Origin of the sequence: Sphingomonas oryzagri (genome assembly GCF_029906645.1) — a bacterium.
GTDB classification, from domain to species: domain Bacteria; phylum Pseudomonadota; class Alphaproteobacteria; order Sphingomonadales; family Sphingomonadaceae; genus Solisphingomonas; species Solisphingomonas oryzagri.
This window is the reverse complement of record NZ_JARYGZ010000001.1, coordinates 1,090,776-1,104,191: the sequence shown is the minus strand read 5'-3', so window position 1 is coordinate 1,104,191 and position 13,416 is coordinate 1,090,776. Positions and strand designations below refer to the sequence as shown.

Sequence of the window (13,416 nt, the reverse complement as noted above, 5' to 3'; positions counted from 1 at the left end):
GCACACTTTGTCAACGCTTCCGATTCAATCGGACGCGATCTATATGAGGATGGTCATCACGGAGACAATTCGATGCCCACGCCGCCCGACAAACCCGATCTGCCCAAGCTCGGCGATTTCCTGTGCTTTGCCATCTATTCCGCGAACCTGGCCTATGGCCGGGCCTACAAGCCGATCCTTGACGAGCTGGGCGTCACCTATACGCAGTGGATCGCGATCGTCGCCTTGTGGGAGGAGGACGGCCAGACGGTGAGCGGCCTGGGCGAGAAGCTGTTTCTCGAATCGAACACGCTGACGCCGATCCTCAAGAAGCTCGAGTCGCTGGGCTATCTCGTCCGCCGCCGCGACCCTAAGGATGAGCGGCAGGTGATCGTCAGCCTCACCGATGCGGGGCGTGCGCTGCGCGAGAAGGGCGCCCAGCGCACACTGGTCGCGGCGACGGGGCTCGCGCCGGACGAGTTCCGGCAGGTGCAGACTACGGTCGCCAGGGTGCGCGACAACCTGCTCAGCCATCTCAGGGACGATGCCGTTTAGAAGTCGGTCGAGCGGCTGAGTGCGCGCCACTGGTGCAACTCGTCGATGCGGGCCTGGTCCAGCGCGGCGGCCCGGTCGAACGCATCGCTGCCCAGCACGAGCCGCAGCGGCGGTGCCGGCAGGGCGGCGAGGGTGAGGATCGCCTGAGCCGCCTTGGCCGGGTCACCGGGCTGGTTGCCGTCATAGGCGCGCTGCCGTGCGGCGACGGCGCCAACCGTCTCCGCATAATCGGGATGGCCATCCTCGATCAGGGTCGAGGCACCGGCGAAGTCGGTGCGGAAGCCGCCGGGCTCGACGATCGTGACGTGGAGCCCGAACGGCCGCACCTCCTGCGCCAGCACCTCTGAGAAACCCTCGACGCCGAACTTCGCGGCCGAATAGGGGCCGCGCCCGATCGCGCCGGCGCGTCCGCCGATCGACGAGATCTGGATGAAGCGCCCCGATCGCCTTTCCCGGAACAGGGGAAGCGCGGCCTTCGTCACGATGATCGTGCCGAACAGATTGGTTTCGATCTGGCGGCGGAAGCTTTCCAGGCTGGCATCCTCAATCGGCGCCAGATCGCCGTAACCGGCATTGTTGACGAGGATGTCGAGCGTGCCGAACCGCTCGACGGCAAGCGCCACGGCCTGTTTGGCCGCCTGCGCGTCGGTCACGTCGAGCGCGACCGCCACCATCGTATCGGGGAAGTGTCGGGCCAGGTCGGCAAGCTGCTCGGGCGCGCGCGCCGTGGCGACGAGATTGTGCCCGGCTTCGAGTACGGCCTCGGCGAGCGCGCGACCGAGACCGCGCGAACTGCCGGTGATGAGCCAGGTTTGTGGCATGATGACCTCCGGATGATGAAGGCCGTGAGATAGAATGGGACTATGATCCCGATAAGGGAGACGATATTCATCATATCATGCCGAGAAGCGGGATAATCAGGGCGGGGCGCCTGCTCGAACTGGAGGCCGTCGCCGCCGTTGCCCGGCAGCGGAGCTTTCGCAAAGCCGCGCTTGATCTCGGTCTTTCGACGACGGCACTGAGCCGGACGATTGCCGGCGTCGAGGAACGTCTTGGCGTCCAGCTTTTCGCGCGGACCACCCGCAGCGTCGCGCTGACGCCGGCAGGCGAGCGCTTCGTCGCGCGCATGATGCCGGCGTTACGCGAAATCGGTGCGGCCATCGACGATGCGACGGACCAGCGCGATGCGCCGGGCGGTACGCTGCGGATCAATTGCTCGTCCGGTGCGGCTCGCCAGATTCTGGAGCCGCTGATCCTGCCCTTCCTGGAACGCTATCCTGCGGTCGCCATCGATCTGGTCACAGAGGGGCGTTTTGTCGATATCGTCGCGCAGGGTTTCGATGCGGGGATCCGACAGGCGAGATCCGTACCGACGGGGATGGCCAGCGTTCCGATCTCCGGCCCTGTCCGTTTCATGGTCGTGGCGTCGCCGGCTTATCTCGTCGGCAGGCGGGCGCCGCGCGTTCCGGCCGATCTTCTCGATCACCGGTGCATCCGGATCCAGCTTGCCAACGGTGCCAGCTATCCTTGGGAATTCCGCGACGAGGCGCGAGATTTCGCGATCGACGTGCCGGGTACGTTGACGCTCGACGATCCGGGGCTGATGCGCCATGCCGCGCTTGCGGGGGCGGGGTTCGCCTACGTAGCGGAGTGGCGCGTCGCGGCGGACGTCGCGGCCGGCCGGCTCATACCACTGCTCGAACGCTGGACGCCGGTCGAAGAAGGGCTCTACCTTTATCATCCGAGCCGACGACACCCATCTGCTGCGCTCCGCGCGCTGATAGAAGTTGTGACGGAAAGTTGATCGCGATCGGTTTGGAAAGTTGTTTCGCGCCAATTTCAGATTTGCGCCCAAGCCGGTCGTTCCCGAGCTTCCGATCCTATCCTAATTCCGGTCGGTCCGGTTGCGCACAGATCTTCACCAATGACGTTCTGCAACCAAACAGATGGGATCTGGGAGCCGCGCCAGACCGAGATTGTCACGCTTCCGATACAATCTAGCACTGCACATTGATCTGGATTATGGTCCGCGAAACGGCTGGTTTAGGCAAGGTGCGGCGACCACATCAACATCTTTGGCTTCGCTGGCGTTCGCTAGGCACGGTAGATGGCTTCGTCGTCGAAGCCCGCAACTGCGCCGTGTGCTGGATGCAAGACACGCGCGCCGAGCTCCTTCGGAATGAACATCCGGCCAAGGGTGGGAGCCAGTCCCCGAACCCAATTGGCCAAGATGCACGATCGCACACATGACGCAAATTCTCGATGCATCTTAACAGAGATGAGCTGCTTAGCAATTCTCGTAAAATTCACGGCGTAGAAAAATAATGCGGCCCGAGAAAAATACAAAAAAGAGAATTAGAATCGTTCTCTTGAACTCGTTGCGCAAGGAAAGCGCCGCATGAAATTCTATGTGCCCTATACCAACGGAGAAAAGGAGGCCGAAAAGATCTGGACAGGCGTTCGCGCGTTTCTCATTGAGCAGGGCCTTTCCACCACCGAGCGTCGCATACGAAAGGTGTATTTTCGGCAGAACGGGAGCGATTATGAAGTCGAGGTGGGAAAGATGTTCGGCAAGCTTAGGGAAGAGACGATCATCATTCTTGAGGCCGCTCATCGCAAGCTCATCTACCTGTGCACTCCTAATCGAGGAATAGTACGCGGCGACCCCTATCTCATAGGCGCCCATCCCACCGAGACCTACGTTGTGGATTTCGATAGGTTCTGATGAGGTTCGGCGCGTCTCGCTTGCTCGGGTGGGTATCAGCGATCAAGAGATCGACCCAGTTCCTTGCTTCGGCGCGCGACAACTTCACGGCGCTGCGTTTCCCAGTGATTCCTGCGGCATCGGGGCGGCGAAGAAGGGCTTTGCGCTCAAAGATCCTTGATCGTGCTATGGCAAGAGGCTCACCGGATGAACGAAGCGCTTCCAAGGCCGTCGAAAACAAACTGCGTGGCTAAACCCGCAAGCAAGACACCGGATATACGCCGCACCACGTCGGCTCCGGTCAAGCCCAGCAGGATCACCAGCCGCTCGGCCATCCGCATCGCGGCGTAGGTCAGAGCAAGACAGACGGCGATCATGGCAAGCACGCCGGTCACCTCTATCCAGCCCTCGGTCCTTCCCATCAGGAGCACGGCCGCGGACAGCGCGCCCGGCCCGGCAATCAGCGGAAAAGCCAGAGGGAACACGGCGATATCGCCGGGACGCTCGGCATCATGGCGCTCGCCTTCGCTGATCGAGGAAAGGCCGGGCCCGGAAAAGGTCAGACTGAGAGCCTGAAGGAAGAGCAATATCCCCCCGGCGACGCGGAAGGCCGGCATCGAAATATGAAGCAGACCGAGCGTGAAGTTGCCGCCGATGGCGAAGAGCAGCAGGACCAACCCCGCAATCGCGGTCGAACGGATTGCAAGCCTTGCCCGCTCGCCACGATGGACACCGGCAGTCAGGCTGGCAAAGACCACTGCGGTCTCGATCGGGCCAATCGTGACCAGCAGCATGACGAAGCTGGAGAGGACGCTGGGAGGCACATGCATGGGAAGTTCGGGCAGGATGCGGGCGGAGCGGCGCATAAGGCCGCCTCCGCCTTGATTCAGATGGTGTTGGCCGCGCGTGAGCGTTTAGCCACGTCGGTCTCGCCGGCTCGCCTCAACGCGGGTACCGCTGGCCCGGTTGGCGAATCGAGCCGGGTCGGCGTCGGCGCCCGCTTCGTCGACGTGCAGTCGCCCGAACTGCTCGACACGACCCTCGGCTTCTCATCCGGCCCGTACGACGTCACTTCGACGCTGCGGCCGCACATGTCGTTGCCGTTGCTGGTCGAGACGAACCGATAGCTCACCGTGCCCGGCGGCAATTTGGAAAGCGCCGCAAGATCGAGCTTGCCGGCGTCAGGCATCAGAGGAGGCTGAAGAGCACCAATCTCATGGACCATCGCATTCATGTCGCGGTCCATCGAGGCGGCAATGCGATCGAATGCCACGAAAGGCGCGGTGTCGAAGGCATTAAACAGGGCAATGGGCACGGCTCCGGAGGCCGGCGCAACCGTCACCCTGGGCGCGACGTCGCCGGCATATTCGATCCTGGCGAACGATCCGTCGGGCAGGCCGACCTTCATGATGTGCATGTCCTGGCTGGCGGCCAACGCGGCGCCAGCGACTGCCAGCGCCACGACGCCGGCCAAGGCAGGTGTGCCGAATTTACGCATGTCTGCTCCTTTCCTGCTGTTCACAAAATGGATCCGGCTTGATTGGCATCACGTGAGCCGGACGCGACGCCGGCCGGCGAACCTCGAAGCGAAGGTGCTGCAAGCGACAGTATCGCTCGGCCGCTTCGAGGCTCGGGAATCGCAGAACCACGTGGGCCAGCGGATCGCTGCCGCCCGTCCAGCCGGTCAGCGGATCGACGAAGGGCCGCGTCCGCGCTGGAAAGCGCAGCCGCCATTGATCGCAACGCGCCCGCCCGCTCTGGTTGGTGGCGATCGGCGTCGGCTCGATGATCGCCAATGCATCCGGTGGCAATGCACTCGACGGATGCGGCCCTGGAACGCCATTGTCGTTCGCCGCCGTCTCCGGCCGGGCTTCGCGACGGACAGGCCCGGGACGCAGGTCCCGGGCCATATCCTCAAGCGGCCGCGCCATGGATCGGGATACGGCGGACATTCTCGTTCGCCGCCTCCGTCCTGGGAAGCGTCACAGTGAGCACGCCGTTCCTGAAGGTCGCGCTCGCCCTGTCACGGTCGATGCCCCTGGGCAGGCCGATGCGCCGTTCGAAGCGGCCGTAGCTACGCTCCGAATAGCCGCGCTCCTTGTCCTCCACCTCGGCTTTCTTTTCGCCGCGAATCGTCAGCACGCCGTTCTCGACCTGAAGGTCGATATCCTTCTCGTGGAGGCCGGGCAGCTCGGCGGTGACGCGGACCTCCTTGTCTGTCTCGGCAAGCTCGAGCTGCGGCCAGCCGGGCCCGCGGTCGAAGCTGGCAATCGACGGGACGCCGAAGCCGCGGAAGACATCGTCGAACAGGCGGTTCACCTCGCGATGCAGCGACAGCAGCGGATGGCTTTCGACATCGCGCTCGCCGTTCACGGGTATGGGCAGCCGGTTTTCCTGCCGGCTCCAGGGAATGAGATCACGAATAGCCATGATGATCATCTCCTCGTTGGGCTGGGAACTGGGCATGACCCGCCGGTCGCCGTCCCCCGCAGGGAACGACGCCGGCGAGCCGGTTCGGAACGGGATCAGGCCGCCCTGTGTTCGGCCTTCGGCGCCTCGATCCGGTCGTTGGCGGGATGGCCGCCGCCGATCTCGATCTTGCGCGGCTTCATCGCCTCGGGGACGACGCGCTTGAGCTCGATCGAGAGCAGGCCGTTCTCGAAGCGGGCATGGCCCACCTCGATGAAGTCGGCGAGCTGGAAGCGACGCTCGAAGGTACGGGTCGCGATGCCGCGATGCAGATACTGGCGCTGTTCGTCCTGGTCGGTCTTGTTGCCGGAAACGGTCAGCTGGTTCTGCTGTGCGACGATCTCGATCTCGTTCGGCGCGAAGCCGGCAACCGCAAGCGTGATGCGGTAGCTGTCCTCGTTTTCCCGCACGATGTCGAATGGCGGATATCCGTCGGTCGGCGTGTTGGCGCGCGTGCCCGTTTCGAGCAGGTCGAAGAGCCGGTCAAAACCGACGGTGGAACGCCGGAACGGCGTGAAGTCGAAGTTGGTCCTCATATCCAAATCCTCCCAATGAAGCGATCTGGGCACAAGGAGCGCCGGCAATGTCGGGAGCCAGCGCCCTCTATGTCCCACCGGACCCGAACACGGCGCCCGGCACAGATGAGCTAGGAAACGAAAAATCGGCCTTCAAGATTTTCGGCGAGAAAAAATTTTCGCAGGGGCGGGATGTCGTCCAGCAGCTCACTGGATCGTGATGATCCCGTCCACGGCTCGCCATTCGGTGGGCCAGATCAACCGGTCGTGGGCAATCCTCACCGAATGGAGCGCCGCCCTGATCTCAAGCCGCCAATGATCGAGGAAGTCGAAAAGCACCGGAAAGTCGGGCGCCAGATCATGTTCCTGCCAGACGAACAGCTGGAGGAGCGAGGGCGCATAAGGCCGATGATAAAGGATTTCGGCGGTGGTGAGCCCATAGCCCTCCAGCTGCGCGATGAACGCCCGATCGCTCACTGTAGCGATCCGCCGCTAGCCGGCGGTTCATCGAGCGCCCGCATTGCCGCGAAGACTTCATCGATACGGACGGCGCGCTTTGCGCCCGGGGGCCTGCGCATAGCAGGCTGGTCTTTCACAGCCGACCGGTCGGACGCCCAGGATGCGAGGATGGCGCGCTTGACCTCCGGCTCCAGGCTCGGATGCTGCACTACGTCGAAGGGATGGAGATAGCGGGAAAAAGGTTCGGACATGGCGATACCTCCTGTCTGATTGCCGCTCCTTTCTCGGCCAGCAAATTACCGGCAACCCGAAAATTTTGTTCGATGCGAGCTTTCCGTCAAGAGTGGTGCAGCGCGCGGCAGCGACAAAATTTTCTCTTGGCAGTCGAAATCGACGAGTGCTAAAAATGCGCTGCGCGGGTGCCCGGAGGCGGTTGTCCGTTCCCCTGTGGCCCGCCCGCGACTGCCGTCGCGCGAGTGCCGGCAGATCCTATCATCGCTGAAGCAACAGGAGGTTTGTGCTCATGCATTTCCGTCCCCTTCACGATCGCGTGCTCGTGCGCCGGGTCGAGGCCGAGGAGAAGACCGCCGGCGGGATCATCATCCCCGACACCGCCAAAGAGAAGCCCCAGGAAGGCGAGGTGGTCGCAGTCGGCGCCGGTGCGCGCGACAAGGACGGCCAGCTGGTCGAGCTCGCCGTCAAAGCCGGCGACCGGGTGCTGTTCGGCAAATGGTCGGGCAGCGAGGTCCGAGTCGATGGCGAGGATCTGCTCATCATGAAGGAGAGCGACATCCTCGGTATCATCGACAATGTCGTACCCCTGAAGCAGGCTGCCTGATCGTCAGGCCCTGCTCGTATCTTCAATCACAATCTCTGAAAGGACAGGAGACAAATACCATGGCTGCCAAGGACGTGAAATTTGCGTCGGACGCGCGTGATCGCATGCTGCGCGGCGTGGATGTGCTGGCCAATGCCGTGAAGGTGACGCTGGGGCCCAAGGGCCGCAACGTCGTGATCGACAAGAGCTATGGCGCGCCGCGCATCACCAAGGATGGCGTGACGGTCGCCAAGGAGATTGAGCTCGCCGACAAGTTCGAGAATATGGGCGCGCAGATGCTGCGCGAGGTCGCCAACAAGCAGAATGACAAGGCCGGCGACGGCACGACCACGGCGACCGTGCTCGCCCAGGCTATCGTGCGCGAAGGCGCCAAGGCGGTCGCGGCTGGCATGAACCCGATGGACCTGAAGCGCGGCATCGACCTTGCCGTCGGCGCCGTCGTCAAGGACCTCGAGAGCCACGCGCGCAAGGTCTCGGCGAACAGCGAGATCGCGCAGGTTGCGACCATCTCGGCCAACGGCGACGAGGAGGTCGGCCGCATCCTGGCGGAGGCGATGGACAAGGTCGGCAACGAGGGCGTGATCACTGTCGAGGAGGCCAAGAGCCTCGCGACCGAGCTCGAGACGGTCGAGGGCATGCAGTTCGACCGCGGCTATCTGTCGCCTTACTTCATCACCAATGCCGAGAAGCTCAAGGTCGAGCTCGACGATCCCTACATTCTGATCCACGAGAAGAAGCTTTCCAACCTGCAGGCGCTCGTGCCGCTGCTCGAGAAGGTCGTGCAGTCGGGCCGTCCGCTGCTGATCATCGCCGAGGATGTCGAGGGCGAGGCGCTCGCCACGCTCGTTGTCAACAAGCTGCGTGGCGGTCTCAAGGTCGCGGCGGTCAAGGCGCCGGGCTTCGGCGATCGTCGCAAGGCGATGCTCGAGGACATCGCCATCCTGACCGGAGGCAATGTCGTCTCCGAGGAACTCGGCACCAAACTCGAGAACGTCACCGTCAATATGCTCGGCCGCGCCAAGAAGGTGACGATCGACAAGGACAACACCACGATCATCGACGGCGTCGGCACGAAGGCGGACATCGATGCCCGTGTCGGCCAGATCCGCCAGCAGATCGACACCACGACCAGCGACTATGATCGCGAGAAGCTGCAGGAGCGGCTCGCCAAGCTTTCCGGCGGCGTCGCGGTGATCCGCGTCGGTGGCGCGACCGAGGTCGAGGTCAAGGAGAGGAAGGATCGCGTCGACGACGCGCTCCATGCGACGCGCGCCGCGGTCGAGGAAGGCGTCCTGCCGGGCGGCGGCATCCCACTGCTGCGCGCCATCGAGGCGCTCGACGGCATCAAGGCCGCCAATGACGACCAGCAGTCGGGGATCGACATCGTCCGACGGGCACTTCGCGCACCCGCGCGCCAGATCGCCGAGAATGCCGGGGAGGATGGCGCCTATATCGTCGGCAAGCTGCTCGAGAACCATGACTATAACTGGGGCTTCAACGCGGCGACCGGCGAGTATCAGGACCTCGTCAAGGCGGGCGTGATCGATCCGGCGAAGGTCGTGCGCACGGCCCTTCAGGATGCGGCGTCGGTCGCGGCGCTGCTGATCACGACCGAGGCACTTGTCGCCGAGCTGCCCAAGGAGGAGAAGCCCGCGGCAACCATGCCCGCGATGGACTATTGAGCTGAAGGGGCCGCGGTCTCCAAACCGCGGCCCCACTCTCGCGTTGCGCATGGAGAGGACCGCAATGGCTGAATCCTTCGCCAAGTGGCTATCGAGCCAGGCAAGCTATCCGGATCGCGATATCGCCACTCTAGCGGCGATCGTGGCCGATTTCCCGGAGGTGTCGGAGGCAAGCATCTACGACATCAGGCTTTGGCTGGTTGACCGCGGAGCGGGAGCGGAGGCGTTTGATGCCGTTGAACGCGCCTTTGCATTGTGGGGAAATGTTGAGCGGACTTGAGAATAAAATCGACGCACGAAGCAGAATGGGTACTCCAGCACAAGGAGCCTATCTGCTAGGCGCCCAATCTCGGTCATAGCGGCGCCGCGACGCCGTCCCTGATCGCCGACGGTCCGCTTGGGGCAGACGGATGTATGTCCGACGGCTTGGTCTGGGACTGAGCGCCTCGTCACCGATCTGATAGCCCGGGCGTTCTTGGCGCCTAAGCCAACCAGAGATGCCATACGGAAATTGGCCCCGGACGTGCATCCGCTGCAGACGAAGGAGGATAGGCGAAGTCGCGACCATGGCGCGACATGGCGATACCCGCGCTCCCCGAACCGACATTGGCGGGGAGGTCTTCCACAAGATAGCCTGGGGGACGCTGTGCTCTGGCCTTGGCGAGAAAAGGCGTGAGAGTAGCGCCGATCGATGATCCGTCTCTCACATAGGCGATCATGAAGGCTTCGCGGCTACCCCAGGCATATTCACCATCGACGAACCTGCGGATACCATTGTCGCAATAGAGCGCCTCGCTCTTCGCTGCTGTCGTGTCGATGATCTTGGCTTCCGCCACGAGCGGGAAGCCTCTGTGCCGGTTCGAGAGATAGATCGACAGATCCGGTCGCTTCTCGAGATGCGAGCCGTCGAAACTCAGGCTTTCTTTTCCCCGCGCAACGCAGAGGACAAGCTGCCTCCAGAACGGATCATCGTCGATCATCGCATTGAGACGCGCTTCGAGGAGAGCTGTCACTTCCGCCTCGGTTCCGGTCCCCACCGTGGCGGATGCGGTCGATCGAATATCTCCGAAAGCCCTGAAAAGGCTCTCCCCGATAATCTCGAGATGGAGAGCCGGAACTTCCGGCAAAGGCAACGCCAGGCCGCGCGTCAATTCGGCGACCTGATCTGCGCGCGGCCGGATCGACGCCGCCCTCACGAGAGCGCCGGCCCCTTGAAGATATCGACATGCGACCAGATGATGCGTTGCGCAAGGAGGCGTGCCTGCGTTTCGCTCCAGTAGCGCCGCTGCGCCAGTCGGCCGATCAACAAAGCGCCCGTTTCGTCGCGTATGACGATTTCGGATGCCGCTGCATCGTCCGCTGCGCGCAGCAGTCCAGCCCAATCTTGCTGATCCACGGCGGTGCGGTCATCCGGACCCACAACGCCGACTTCGATGCCGTGCCAGGGTGAGTTGGCCGGTTGCTCCATTCGGCGAACGTCGACCTTCGAGCCGAACCTTTCGGCCCAAGGCTGTAACTCAGCGCGCAACGTCTCGCAGAAGCGCAACTCTTCCTCTGCTATCGGAATGGCCTGCGCGCCGCGCTTGTTGGAGGCGTAGGGCAGATTGAACCTGAGAGTGTCGGAAATGACCTGCAGATCGCGCGTACCAAGACCGTAAAGCTCGGCAACCCACCGATCAACTGCGGGCCAGGATCGCTCGTCGTCTTGCAAAGCCGAGAACAGGGCAAGGATTTCGCCCTTTTGCGACCGCGTCAGTGTTCTGAAATCGGGTATCGGAATGCGATCGAGCGTCGCCTTCTCGATCGCCTCCCGCTCGACCCCAAATCGGCCGCTGGTCACAAGCGTCAGCCAAGTCACGAGCTCGCTTCCCAGCACGAGAGCAAGGTAGCGGACGAGGATATGCGCCTCGGCAAAGCCGTGCGGGCTATATCCGTAGAAGCTCTGGTTGAAGACGACATCCTCGTCCGACACCGACACTCCGATGCGTCCGGTCAGAACGGGCGGCGCCTCATGCACGACGACGAGCGGCCCGACGAATAGCTCGGGCGACCGCCGGTCATGGATGCGGTCTTGCGCAAAGGGACGAAGCGCGCTCGCCTCGGTGAAAACCCGGGAGAAGGTCGGTGCCGTCATCTCGCGGCGGCCATGCAGATAGCGCGCATCGACGCCAGGCTTGCCGTCGCCCTTCTTCCGGACCCGGCTGCTGTCCCGAAATCTCTGGTAGCCATTGCCGCTGCCACGCATCTGTCCGCGGTCGCCGGTGCCGATCGCTTCCTTCCAAAAGGCCTCGAGCGTGAGGAAGCCACGGTTCCGAATGCGTTCGACGAGACCGAGATCGGCCTTGGTCCCGCGGAACAGGATTTTCAGGATATCGGGCGTCTCGGCGAACAGGAAAGGTGGTACGACCTCAGCATTGAGCGCGTCGATCCGCATGCTGCCCGCGTCGTTCAGCGACTCCTCGATCCGAGGGCTTATGAGCCGGAAGCCCGCACTTGAACTGGGGGATCGGTTTTTGGCAAGCAGGAGGCAGAACGGCGCCGTGATTTCGGGCCAAACTCTCGTCTGCCGCAATTCCACGCCGTTGATGACCGAGCTTATATCGAGGGCCTCGAACAAGGCCTGGCGCGCTTCCGGCATGCCGTCACCCTGCTGAAACAGCAGTCTCGCGTGCAGCGCGAACGCGATCTGCCCATCAGGCTTCGCCCATTCCATCGCGCGCCAGACAAAGGGGATGTCGAGCCCTTCGTTGGGAAGCGGAGGCGAGAGTATCGAAATCTTTCTGTCGGCCGCGATCTGCCGGACCTTGGCGCGGACCAGATGCCAGTCAGAAAGCTGTGTACCGCTCGCCCATGGAGGGTTTCCGACGACCAGGTCGTAGCGGCCGACATGCTCGTCGCCCACGAGCGGCCCCAAGCTTCCGAGTGCTGAACCTTCGACGTCCACCTCGCGGCAGATGCGATGGAGCACCCTGCCGCGCAGATCCTTGAACCCGAGTTTGTCGACGGGCTGCGGGTCCGGGTCGAGCTCGATCGACGACAGATACAATCCGAGCGCGGCGAAGCGCAACGCGGCCTCGTTGATGTCAAACCCGGTGATCTGCTCGTAGAGGATCGATCGGAGCGCGTCGGTATCGGGGCGTCTGCCCTCGACGCGCCAATGTTCGGCGACGAGCTCGCGAAACGCGGTCAGCAGAAAGACGCCGGCACCGGCGGCGGGATCGAGGACCCGGGCCTTGTGACACGAATCCTGCCGTTCCAGCGCGCGAAACGATGCGCGCACCAGCAGATCGGCAATCGGCCGCGGCGTATAATAGCCACCCTCCCGCCTTTGGCGGGCCGGTGCATGGCTTCGCAGATAAAGTTCGTAAGCCTGGCTGAGCACTCCGACCGGGATATGGGCGAAGTCGAGATTGTCCCATTTCTCTTGCCAGCCGAGGAATAGCTGACCGTCGGGCGCACGCCGAAGCACGTCGCCGAGGATCGCGAACGCACGTTCGGGAAGCCGCGCGAACATGCGATCGCTGAGCGGCAGGAGATCGCCGTTGAAGGTCAGATCGAGCCAGGCCGAAGTCTGTTCGGCAACCGCGCGTGTATCGAACAGGCTAGCGCCCTCATCATCCGCCGACAGGCTGGCCGGCAGCAAGCCCCTGTCCGCCAGGAAGCGGGTGAAGAGCGCGCGCCCCACGAGCGAGATCGCATCCTCGTCGGAGACGCCCTTGATCGCGATCAGACTGCTGATCGATCCGGACAGCAGATTGAGGACGACGTTTGAGATCCAGTTACGCTGATTGATGGCCGCGTGCGGGCGAATATTGCCGAGACGCGCGAAGGCCATGCCGCGAGCCGTCTCATCGCCCCAATCCACCCGCGCCTGGCGAGGAGACTTGCTGTCGAGCGCGATCTGATAAACCGTGAGCCTGCCTGGGCCCAGAACCCCGACATAAGGTGCGTCGCCGCGCATCGCGAGCAGGCGCCTGATCCGGTGAAGGTGGTCGTCATCGTGAAGATCGTCGGCATCCACGAGGAAGATAAGCGGCGCGCCCTGCCATTCGTAGACGGCGCCCACGCTTTCGAGCGCAGCGTTTCCGTTCCGCCTTGCCGTCAGAAGCGTCGCGTAGGGCAGCAGGTCCGGCCCGTCGGCGTCGAGAAGCCTGAGGCTCGCCGGATCGCCGCCAAAGTCGGCGAGTAAGGCCGCAATATCACCCATGATAGCGA

17 protein-coding genes are annotated in these 13,416 nt (G+C 63.3%); 7 read left to right on the top strand and 10 right to left on the bottom strand.

What is annotated here, in order from left to right; translation table 11 throughout:
* Positions 1–72: 72 nt before the first annotated feature.
* A complete protein-coding gene (locus QGN17_RS05210; RefSeq protein WP_281043440.1) occupies positions 73–534 on the top strand; it encodes a MarR family winged helix-turn-helix transcriptional regulator in 462 nt (153 codons plus the stop codon).
* On the opposite strand, the gene QGN17_RS05205 is transcribed toward QGN17_RS05210, so the two are convergent.
* Positions 531–1,355 carry an oxidoreductase gene (locus tag QGN17_RS05205; RefSeq protein ID WP_281043439.1) on the bottom strand — a complete coding sequence of 275 codons (825 nt, stop codon included), beginning with the start codon at positions 1,353–1,355 and terminating at the stop codon, positions 531–533. The genes QGN17_RS05210 and QGN17_RS05205 overlap by 4 nt on opposite strands.
* A gap of 77 nt (positions 1,356–1,432) precedes the next feature.
* Between QGN17_RS05205 and QGN17_RS05200 the strand changes: the two genes are divergently transcribed.
* Positions 1,433–2,338, top strand: a complete 906-nt coding sequence (locus QGN17_RS05200; RefSeq protein WP_281043438.1) for a LysR family transcriptional regulator — start codon at positions 1,433–1,435, stop codon at positions 2,336–2,338.
* A gap of 594 nt (positions 2,339–2,932) precedes the next feature.
* Entirely contained in the window at positions 2,933–3,259 is a 327-nt protein-coding gene (locus QGN17_RS05195) for a hypothetical protein (RefSeq protein WP_281043437.1), read from the top strand.
* Positions 3,260–3,438: 179 nt separating this feature from the next.
* On the opposite strand, the gene QGN17_RS05190 is transcribed toward QGN17_RS05195, so the two are convergent.
* The 5 genes from QGN17_RS05190 to QGN17_RS05170 all read right to left on the bottom strand — a co-directional run bounded on the left by QGN17_RS05190 (position 3,439) and on the right by QGN17_RS05170 (position 6,243).
* On the bottom strand, positions 3,439–4,104 hold the full coding sequence (locus QGN17_RS05190; protein WP_281043436.1) for a MarC family protein: 666 nt from the start codon (positions 4,102–4,104) through the stop codon (positions 3,439–3,441).
* Positions 4,105–4,124: 20 nt separating this feature from the next.
* The gene (locus QGN17_RS05185; protein ID WP_281043435.1) at positions 4,125–4,736 is read right to left on the bottom strand and encodes a hypothetical protein; all 612 of its coding nucleotides are present in this window, start codon (positions 4,734–4,736) and stop codon (positions 4,125–4,127) included.
* Positions 4,729–5,034, bottom strand: coding sequence for an NADH dehydrogenase ubiquinone Fe-S protein 4 (locus tag QGN17_RS05180; RefSeq protein ID WP_281043434.1), 306 nt, complete (start codon positions 5,032–5,034; stop codon positions 4,729–4,731). Before QGN17_RS05180 ends, QGN17_RS05185 begins: the two co-directional genes overlap by 8 nt.
* Positions 5,035–5,152: 118 nt before the next feature.
* The gene (locus QGN17_RS05175; RefSeq protein ID WP_281043433.1) at positions 5,153–5,668 is read right to left on the bottom strand and encodes an Hsp20/alpha crystallin family protein; all 516 of its coding nucleotides are present in this window, start codon (positions 5,666–5,668) and stop codon (positions 5,153–5,155) included.
* Between the two features lie 95 nt (positions 5,669–5,763).
* Positions 5,764–6,243: an Hsp20 family protein gene (locus QGN17_RS05170; RefSeq protein WP_281043432.1), complete on the bottom strand. Its 480-nt coding sequence runs from the start codon at positions 6,241–6,243 to the stop codon at positions 5,764–5,766.
* Positions 6,244–6,290: 47 nt separating this feature from the next.
* Between QGN17_RS05170 and QGN17_RS05165 the strand changes: the two genes are divergently transcribed.
* Positions 6,291–6,443, top strand: a complete 153-nt coding sequence (locus tag QGN17_RS05165) for a hypothetical protein (RefSeq protein ID WP_281043431.1) — start codon at positions 6,291–6,293, stop codon at positions 6,441–6,443.
* Here QGN17_RS05165 and QGN17_RS05160 read toward each other — a convergent pair.
* A complete protein-coding gene (locus QGN17_RS05160) occupies positions 6,430–6,699 on the bottom strand; it encodes an usg protein (RefSeq protein ID WP_281043430.1) in 270 nt (89 codons plus the stop codon). The two genes, QGN17_RS05165 and QGN17_RS05160, sit on opposite strands and share 14 nt — an antisense overlap.
* The gene (locus QGN17_RS05155; RefSeq protein ID WP_281043429.1) at positions 6,696–6,932 is read right to left on the bottom strand and encodes a hypothetical protein; all 237 of its coding nucleotides are present in this window, start codon (positions 6,930–6,932) and stop codon (positions 6,696–6,698) included. The genes QGN17_RS05160 and QGN17_RS05155 overlap by 4 nt, the downstream gene beginning before the upstream one ends.
* 272 nt (positions 6,933–7,204) lie before the next feature.
* On the opposite strand from QGN17_RS05155, the gene groES reads away from it, so the two are divergent.
* The 3 genes from groES (at position 7,205) to QGN17_RS05140 (ending at position 9,481) form a co-directional block, all read left to right on the top strand.
* On the top strand, positions 7,205–7,519 hold the full coding sequence (groES, locus tag QGN17_RS05150; RefSeq protein WP_281043428.1) for a co-chaperone GroES: 315 nt from the start codon (positions 7,205–7,207) through the stop codon (positions 7,517–7,519).
* Between the two features lie 59 nt (positions 7,520–7,578).
* Entirely contained in the window at positions 7,579–9,201 is a 1,623-nt protein-coding gene (groL, locus tag QGN17_RS05145; protein WP_281043427.1) for a chaperonin GroEL, read from the top strand.
* Positions 9,202–9,265: 64 nt separating this feature from the next.
* The gene (locus tag QGN17_RS05140; RefSeq protein WP_281043426.1) at positions 9,266–9,481 is read left to right on the top strand and encodes a hypothetical protein; all 216 of its coding nucleotides are present in this window, start codon (positions 9,266–9,268) and stop codon (positions 9,479–9,481) included.
* 202 nt (positions 9,482–9,683) lie between these two features.
* Here QGN17_RS05140 and QGN17_RS05135 read toward each other — a convergent pair whose 3' ends face one another.
* Both QGN17_RS05135 and QGN17_RS05130 read right to left on the bottom strand, forming a co-directional pair.
* Positions 9,684–10,397 (bottom strand): hypothetical protein, encoded by a 714-nt coding sequence (locus tag QGN17_RS05135; RefSeq protein WP_281043425.1) that lies wholly within the window; start codon positions 10,395–10,397, stop codon positions 9,684–9,686.
* Positions 10,394–13,408 (bottom strand): HsdM family class I SAM-dependent methyltransferase, encoded by a 3,015-nt coding sequence (locus tag QGN17_RS05130; RefSeq protein ID WP_281043424.1) that lies wholly within the window; start codon positions 13,406–13,408, stop codon positions 10,394–10,396. Before QGN17_RS05130 ends, QGN17_RS05135 begins: the two co-directional genes overlap by 4 nt.
* Positions 13,409–13,416: the final 8 nt, after the last annotated feature.

What these genes read in the sequence shown, in the direction of transcription:
- QGN17_RS05210 (WP_281043440.1), top strand. Translation starts at nt 73, where the DNA reads ATGCCCACGCCGCCCGACAAACCCGATCTGCCCAAGCTCGGCGATTTC.
- QGN17_RS05205 (WP_281043439.1), bottom strand. Translation starts at nt 1,355, where the DNA reads ATGCCACAAACCTGGCTCATCACCGGCAGTTCGCGCGGTCTCGGTCGC.
- QGN17_RS05200 (WP_281043438.1), top strand. Translation starts at nt 1,433, where the DNA reads ATGCCGAGAAGCGGGATAATCAGGGCGGGGCGCCTGCTCGAACTGGAG.
- QGN17_RS05195 (WP_281043437.1), top strand. Translation starts at nt 2,933, where the DNA reads ATGAAATTCTATGTGCCCTATACCAACGGAGAAAAGGAGGCCGAAAAG.
- QGN17_RS05190 (WP_281043436.1), bottom strand. Translation starts at nt 4,104, where the DNA reads ATGCGCCGCTCCGCCCGCATCCTGCCCGAACTTCCCATGCATGTGCCT.
- QGN17_RS05185 (WP_281043435.1), bottom strand. Translation starts at nt 4,736, where the DNA reads ATGCGTAAATTCGGCACACCTGCCTTGGCCGGCGTCGTGGCGCTGGCA.
- QGN17_RS05175 (WP_281043433.1), bottom strand. Translation starts at nt 5,668, where the DNA reads ATGGCTATTCGTGATCTCATTCCCTGGAGCCGGCAGGAAAACCGGCTG.
- QGN17_RS05170 (WP_281043432.1), bottom strand. Translation starts at nt 6,243, where the DNA reads ATGAGGACCAACTTCGACTTCACGCCGTTCCGGCGTTCCACCGTCGGT.
- QGN17_RS05165 (WP_281043431.1), top strand. Translation starts at nt 6,291, where the DNA reads ATGTCGGGAGCCAGCGCCCTCTATGTCCCACCGGACCCGAACACGGCG.
- QGN17_RS05155 (WP_281043429.1), bottom strand. Translation starts at nt 6,932, where the DNA reads ATGTCCGAACCTTTTTCCCGCTATCTCCATCCCTTCGACGTAGTGCAG.
- groES (WP_281043428.1), top strand. Translation starts at nt 7,205, where the DNA reads ATGCATTTCCGTCCCCTTCACGATCGCGTGCTCGTGCGCCGGGTCGAG.
- groL (WP_281043427.1), top strand. Translation starts at nt 7,579, where the DNA reads ATGGCTGCCAAGGACGTGAAATTTGCGTCGGACGCGCGTGATCGCATG.
- QGN17_RS05140 (WP_281043426.1), top strand. Translation starts at nt 9,266, where the DNA reads ATGGCTGAATCCTTCGCCAAGTGGCTATCGAGCCAGGCAAGCTATCCG.
- QGN17_RS05130 (WP_281043424.1), bottom strand. Translation starts at nt 13,408, where the DNA reads ATGGGTGATATTGCGGCCTTACTCGCCGACTTTGGCGGCGATCCGGCG.